General features: G+C 70.9%; 6 protein-coding genes. All 6 read left to right on the top strand.

From position 1 onward, the window contains the following. The coding region (locus AC27VN_RS30480; protein ID WP_490878974.1) for an SDR family NAD(P)-dependent oxidoreductase at positions 1 to 552 on the top strand (552 nt) is incomplete at its 5' end. Next, complete coding sequence (locus AC27VN_RS30475) at positions 549 to 1079, top strand: MarR family winged helix-turn-helix transcriptional regulator (protein ID WP_093348989.1); 531 nt, start codon at positions 549 to 551, stop codon at positions 1077 to 1079. The genes AC27VN_RS30480 and AC27VN_RS30475, both read left to right, overlap by 4 nt. A gap of 3 nt (positions 1080 to 1082) precedes the next feature. Beyond that, positions 1083 to 1526, top strand: coding sequence for an acyl-CoA thioesterase (locus tag AC27VN_RS30470; protein ID WP_490878973.1), 444 nt, complete (start codon positions 1083 to 1085; stop codon positions 1524 to 1526). 116 nt (positions 1527 to 1642) lie between these two features. Further along, the gene (locus AC27VN_RS30465) at positions 1643 to 2287 is read left to right on the top strand and encodes a response regulator (RefSeq protein WP_064262281.1); all 645 of its coding nucleotides are present in this window, start codon (positions 1643 to 1645) and stop codon (positions 2285 to 2287) included. Continuing rightward, the gene (locus AC27VN_RS30460) at positions 2284 to 4041 is read left to right on the top strand and encodes an ATP-binding response regulator (protein WP_296781604.1); all 1758 of its coding nucleotides are present in this window, start codon (positions 2284 to 2286) and stop codon (positions 4039 to 4041) included. Before AC27VN_RS30465 ends, AC27VN_RS30460 begins: the two co-directional genes overlap by 4 nt. 63 nt (positions 4042 to 4104) lie before the next feature. Beyond that, the coding region (locus AC27VN_RS30455) for an FAD-dependent oxidoreductase (protein ID WP_490878972.1) at positions 4105 to 5871 on the top strand (1767 nt) is incomplete at its 3' end.

Raw genomic sequence — 5871 nt, 5'->3', positions numbered from 1 at the left:
CAGGCGCGCGCCGCGCTCGGGCCGCTCGCGATCCTGGTCAACAACGCGGGCGCGGCCGAGAGCGCGCCCTTCCTCAAGACCTCGGTCGAGCTCTGGCAGCGCATGCTGTCGGTCAACCTCACGGGCAGCTTCCTGTGCACCCAGGCGGCGCTGCCCGACATGCTCGAGGCCGGCTGGGGCCGCATCGTCAACATCGCGAGCACCGCGGGGCAGAAGGGCTATGCCTACGTCGCGGCCTACACGGCGGCCAAGCACGGCGTGATCGGGCTGACGCGCTCGCTGGCGCTCGAGGTGGCGCGCAAGGGCGTGACGGTGAACGCGGTCTGCCCGGGCTACACCGACACCGACATCCTGCGCAACAGCGTCGCCAACGTGGTCGGCAAGACCGGCCGCAGCGAGGCCGATGCGCTGGCGGAGTTCTCGAGCGTGAACCCGCAGCGCCGCATCGTGCAGCCCTCGGAGGTGGCCGACGCGGTGCGCTGGCTGTGCGGCGAGGGCGCCGCCTCGGTCAACGGGCAGTCGATCTCGGTCTCGGGTGGGGAGGTCACATGAAGCACAACGATGCCTCGCATGCCGCGCTGAGCGACGCCGAGGAACTGGGCCACGAGGCGCGCGCGCGCACCGAGGACCATGCGGCCCTCAAGCTGTGGCTGCGCATGCTGGCCAGCACCACCCAGATCGAGGCCGAGATCCGGCGCCGGCTGCGCGAGCGCTTCGGCATCTCGCTGGCGCGCTTCGACTACATGGCGCAGCTCTACCGCCACAAGGAAGGGCTGAAGATGCGCGTGCTCTCGCGCTACCTGATGGTGACCGGCGGCAACGTCACCGGCCTCACCGACGAGCTGGAGCGCGAGGGCGTGGTGGCGCGCGCGCCCAGCCCCGAGGACCGCCGGGCCTGGATCGTGAGCCTCACGCCCAAGGGCCGGACCAGCTTCGAGGCGATGGCCAGCGAGCACGAGCAGTGGATCCTCGAGATGTTCTCGGGCCTGGACATGAAGACCATCAAGCAGATGCATGCCCAGCTCGGCGAGCTGCGCGTGCACGTGATGCGCAGCGAGCCCGCGGGCGAGGAGGGCTGAGCCATGGCCGAGACTCCCATGCGCTTCGCCGAATTCAGCCGGCCGCGGCTGATCCGCTTCTCGGACTGCGATCCGGCCGGCATCGTCTTCTACCCGCAGTACTTCGTGATGCTCAACGGGCTGGTCGAGGACTGGGTCAACGAGGAGCTCGGCATCGGCTACGACGCGCTGGTCACCGGCCGCCGCGTCGGGCTGCCGACCGTCAAGCTCGAGGCCGATTTCCGCGCCGTGAGCCGCATGGGCGACCGGGTGGCGCTGGGGCTGTCGGTCGAGCGGCTCGGTTCGCGCTCGCTGACGCTGCGGCTGCGCTGCTTCGAGCCGGTGTCGGGCGAAGTGCGTATGCAGGTCAGCCAGGTGCTGGTGACCACTTCGCTGGAAACCCACAGGGCGATCGAGATTCCGCCCGACCTGCGCGCGGCGATCCTGCGGGGAGCGGTGCCTTCTTAAGCCCCGGGGAATGTCGATCCCTCTAAAGGAGGAGTTCCCCCTGCTTGTACTACCAGCGTACTGCTCCCACAATTCCGGGCCTGGGAAAATAAGGCGGAGTTGAATGGGAACGGTTGATGAGAATTCTGCTGGTTGACGATCACGGCCTCGTGCGCGAGGGCGTGGCACTTCTTTTGCGCTCGCTCGATCCCAAGATCGGCGTGCACCAGACCGCCGACATCCACGATGCGATCGCGGCCATGCGCACGCACGGCCCGTTCGACATCGTGCTGCTCGACCTCGAGATGCCCGGCATGCGCGAGCTCGACTCGCTGCACCTGTTCCGCGGCCAGTTCCCCGAGCAGGCGGTGGTCGTGCTGTCGGCCAACGAAGACCCCAACACGGTGCGCCGCGCGATCGACGACGGCGCCATGGGCTACGTCAAGAAGTCGCTCGACCCGGCGACCATGATGCAGGCGCTGCGCGTGGTGCTCGACGACGGCATCTACGTGCCGCCGGTCTGCCTCGAGCCGCCGCGCACCGACGAGCCCTCGCCGGCCGACCGGCTCGCGAGCCTGCGGCTGTCGCCGCGCCAGGAGGAAGTGCTGCTGCGCCTGGCGCACGGCAAGTCGAACAAGGCGATCGCGCGCGAGCTCAACATCTCCGACACCACCGTGAAGTCGCACCTGAAGGTGGTGTTCGAGATCCTCGACGTCCACAGCCGCACCCAGGCCATGTACGAGCTCTCCCGCCTCGGCTGGCGCGCGATGGAAGCCGGATGAGGAACCGGGCCGCGGCGCTGGTCGCCGAGCAGGTCGGGTTGCTCGCGACCCAGTCGCGCAACGCCGTCCTCGGCTTGCTGGTCGGCTGCTCCTTCGTTTCCGCGATCCTGGCGCGGCACGTCTCTTGGGTGCTGATCGGCGCCTGGCTGGCGCTGTTCATCGGCGCCAATGCCTACCGCATGCGGCTGGGCGCGCGCCTGCTGAGCGACCGCGAGCCGCGCGATGCCGCGGCGCTGAGCAAGTTCTTCTACATCGCGCTGATCAATGGCATCTGGATCGGCCTGCTGCCCGTGATGTTCTTCGGCGTGCTGCCCGACGAGTCGCGGCTCGCGCTGACCGTGATCGTGCTGCTCGCGGCGGCCGGCGGCGCCGCCACCTATGCCTCGTTCGCGCGCGGCTACCTGTGCTTCCTGCTGGTCGGGGTGCCGCTGGTGGCGCTGGGCTGGGGCCTGCACGGTGGCCCGCGCGCCTGGGCGGTGGTGCTGTCGCTGCTGATGTACGCGGTGGTGATGGCGCGCTTCTCGACCTACCTCGCGAGCGTGTTCGAGCGCTCGGTGCTGATCCGCTTCGAGGCCGACGCGCAGCGCGAGCAGGCCGAGCGGATGCGCGTGATCGCCGAGGAGGAGCGCGGCAAAGCGGTGGAGGCGCGCCACGCGGCCGAGGAGGCGAGCCTGTCGAAGTCGCGCTTCCTGGCCAATGCCAGCCACGACCTGCGTCAGCCGGCCCAGGCGCTCGCGCTCTACACGGCGGTGCTGACGCACAACGCCGAGACCGACGAGCAGCGCCAGATCGCGCGCAGCATCGCCGAGGCCAGCCGCGTGCTGGGCGACCTGCTCGACAACCTGCTCGACATGTCGCGCCTCGACGCCGGCGCGGTGCAGCCGCGCGCGCAGGCGGTCGACATCGGCCAGATGCTGGCGCGCCAGGGCACCGAGGCACGCGCCATGCTGGCCGGGCGCAACGTGCGGGTGGAAGTGGAGGGCGGTGCCTTCGTGGCCCAGACCGACCCGGTGCTGCTCGAGCGCGCGCTGCGCAACATCGTCGGCAACGCGGTGAAGTTCACCGCCTCGGGACTGATCGCCATCCGCGCCCACATCGTCGGTCCGGTGATCCGCTTCGAGGTCGAGGACACGGGCCAGGGCATCGCGAGCGAGCACCAGACGCTGATCTTCGAGGAGTTCTTCCAGGTCGACAACAAGGAGCGCGACCGGGCCCGCGGCCTCGGGCTCGGGCTGTCGATCGTGCGCCGGCTGATCCACATGCTCGGCGGCGAGGTGAAGGTGGAATCGGCGGCCGGCAAGGGCTCGAAGTTCACGCTGACCATTCCCGCGCTGTTCACGCGCGCGCCCGACGAATCCGACCTGCGGCCGCGCCCCTCGGTGCCGATGCCCGACCTGCGCGGCCGGCGTGTGCTGGTGATCGACGACGAACAGATGGTGAGCAACAGCCTGAGCGCGCTGCTCCAGACCTGGGGCGCCGACGTCGACACCGCCGACGGCCTGCATGCCGCGCTCGCCCTCGGGCCGCCCGGCAACTGGCAGCTGTGCCTGTGCGACCTGCGCCTGCGCGGCGGCGAGGACGGCATCTCCACGGCGGCGCGGCTCAGCCGCGATGCGCCCGACCTGCCGATCGTCTTCATCACGGGCGACACGGCCCCCGGGCGCATCGAGCAGGCGACCCGCACCGGCCGGCCGCTGATGCACAAACCGGTGGACGAACTCCAGCTGGCCAGACAGGTGCGCGCCTTGCTCTGAGCCCGACCGCCCAGGCTCACCGTCGGCGGGCCACGATTTCCTTTCTCTCGCTCCCGCCGTCCCATGTTCTCGCCCACCGCGCAGCCGCTGTCCATTCCCTTCGACGAATGGAAGCCTCCCGAGCCGCTGCAGCTCGATGCCGTCGTGATCGGCTCGGGCTATGGCGGCAGCGTGGCCGCGCTGCGGCTCGCGCAGGCCGGGCGGCGCGTGGTGCTGCTCGAGCGCGGCTCGGAGTTCCTGCCGGGCGAATTCGCCAACGACGTGGGCCAGCTGCCCAAGTACCTGCGCTTCCAGGGCCCGCAAGGGCCGATGGGCAGCCCCTGCGGCCTGTTCGAGTGGCGCGCCGGACCGGGCATGGTCTCGCTGGTGGCCAACGGCTTCGGCGGCGGCAGCCTGATCAATGCCGGCGTGCTGGTGCAGCCCGACGACGACGTCTTCGCCCAGCCCGCGTGGCCGGCCCAGATCCGCCATGCGCTCGACGACGACAAGCCCGGCCTGCGCCTGCCGTCGGCCTTCGCGCGCGCCAAGGAGCAGCTGCAGGGCACGCGCTTCTCGATCCGCAGCGCGAACGGCGCCGAGGCCGACCCGCTGCCCAAGTCGCAGGCCCTGGTGAAGCTCTGCGAGACGCTGCAGCGCGACAAGACGCTGCGCAAGCACGCGCCACGGGTGCACACGGCGGAGCTGACCATCGATCCGGCACATTGCAGCCACTGCGGCGACTGCTTCACCGGCTGCAACACGCCCGGCGCCAAGCACACCCTGCCCACCACCTACCTGAAGCAGGCGGGCGAGCGGGGCGTGCAGTTCGTCAGCCGCTGCACGGTCTACGCGCTCGAGCCGCAGCGCAACACCGGCCGCTGGCGCTTCACCGCGGTGGAGACGGAACGCAGCCGCGACCTGCGCAACATGGCCGACCTGGTGGAGCAGCACGGCCGAACCTTCGAGGCCGCGCTGGTGGTGGTCGCGGCCGGCACCTTCGGCAGCACCGAGCTGCTGATGCGTTCGCAGAAGGTGCACGAGCATTTCACGCTGTCGCCCACGCTGGGCACGCGCGTGAGCGCGAACGGCGACAGCGTGAGCGTGATCGCCGACCTCGAGACGCCGGTGAACAACGTGGGCCGGGGCGCGATCCCCGAGGCCAAGGCCGGGCCGCCCGTGGGGCCGACGATCACCACGCTGCTCGACCTGCGCGGCAGCGGCGACGACCGGCCGCCGCTGCAGGACCGCGTGATGCTGCAGGACGGCGCGGTGCCCGGCCCGCTGTCGCGCCTGTACGAGGAAATGCTGGCCATCGCCTGGACCCTGCGCCACATCGGCGCGCGGGCACCGGCGCCGCGCGCGCATGGCAACGGCATCGATCCGCTGGCCGCCTCGCCAGAACTCGCCGCCCACAGCCAGCTGCTGCTGGCGATGGGCCACGACAGCTCGCAGGGGCGGGCGGTCTGGGTGCCCGAGATGGACGGCATCGCGCCCTACTGGCCGCGGCCGCAGGAGGCGCGCACCTACGCCGCGCAACAGCGCTTCTTCGACGCGGGCACGAAGCGCGATGGCGTGCACATGCACCTGCCGACCTGGCAGGCGCTGCCGCCGGGCGCCGCCACCTTGCTGTCGGGGCCGAAGCCCGACCCGTTCGCGATGACGGTGCATCCGCTCGGCGGCTGCCCGATGGGCGACAACCACGACTCGGGCGTGGTCGACCACCTGGGGCGGGTCTGGCGCGGCGACAACGAGCTCTGGCACGGCCTCCACGTGCTCGACGGCTCGATCGTTCCGACCTCGCTGGGCTGCAATCCGCTGTGGACCATCACCGCGCTGGCGGAACGCGCGATG

This window comes from Variovorax sp. 20P10.2.4, assembly GCF_058244205.1.
Note: the sequence above shows the minus strand (reverse complement) of the source record. Positions and strands in the feature narration are given on the sequence as shown.

Coding starts and splice junctions, on each gene's coding strand:
- AC27VN_RS30475 (WP_093348989.1), top strand. CDS start 549: ATGAAGCACAACGATGCCTCGCATGCCGCGCTGAGCGACGCCGAGGAA.
- AC27VN_RS30470 (WP_490878973.1), top strand. CDS start 1,083: ATGGCCGAGACTCCCATGCGCTTCGCCGAATTCAGCCGGCCGCGGCTG.
- AC27VN_RS30465 (WP_064262281.1), top strand. CDS start 1,643: ATGAGAATTCTGCTGGTTGACGATCACGGCCTCGTGCGCGAGGGCGTG.
- AC27VN_RS30460 (WP_296781604.1), top strand. CDS start 2,284: ATGAGGAACCGGGCCGCGGCGCTGGTCGCCGAGCAGGTCGGGTTGCTC.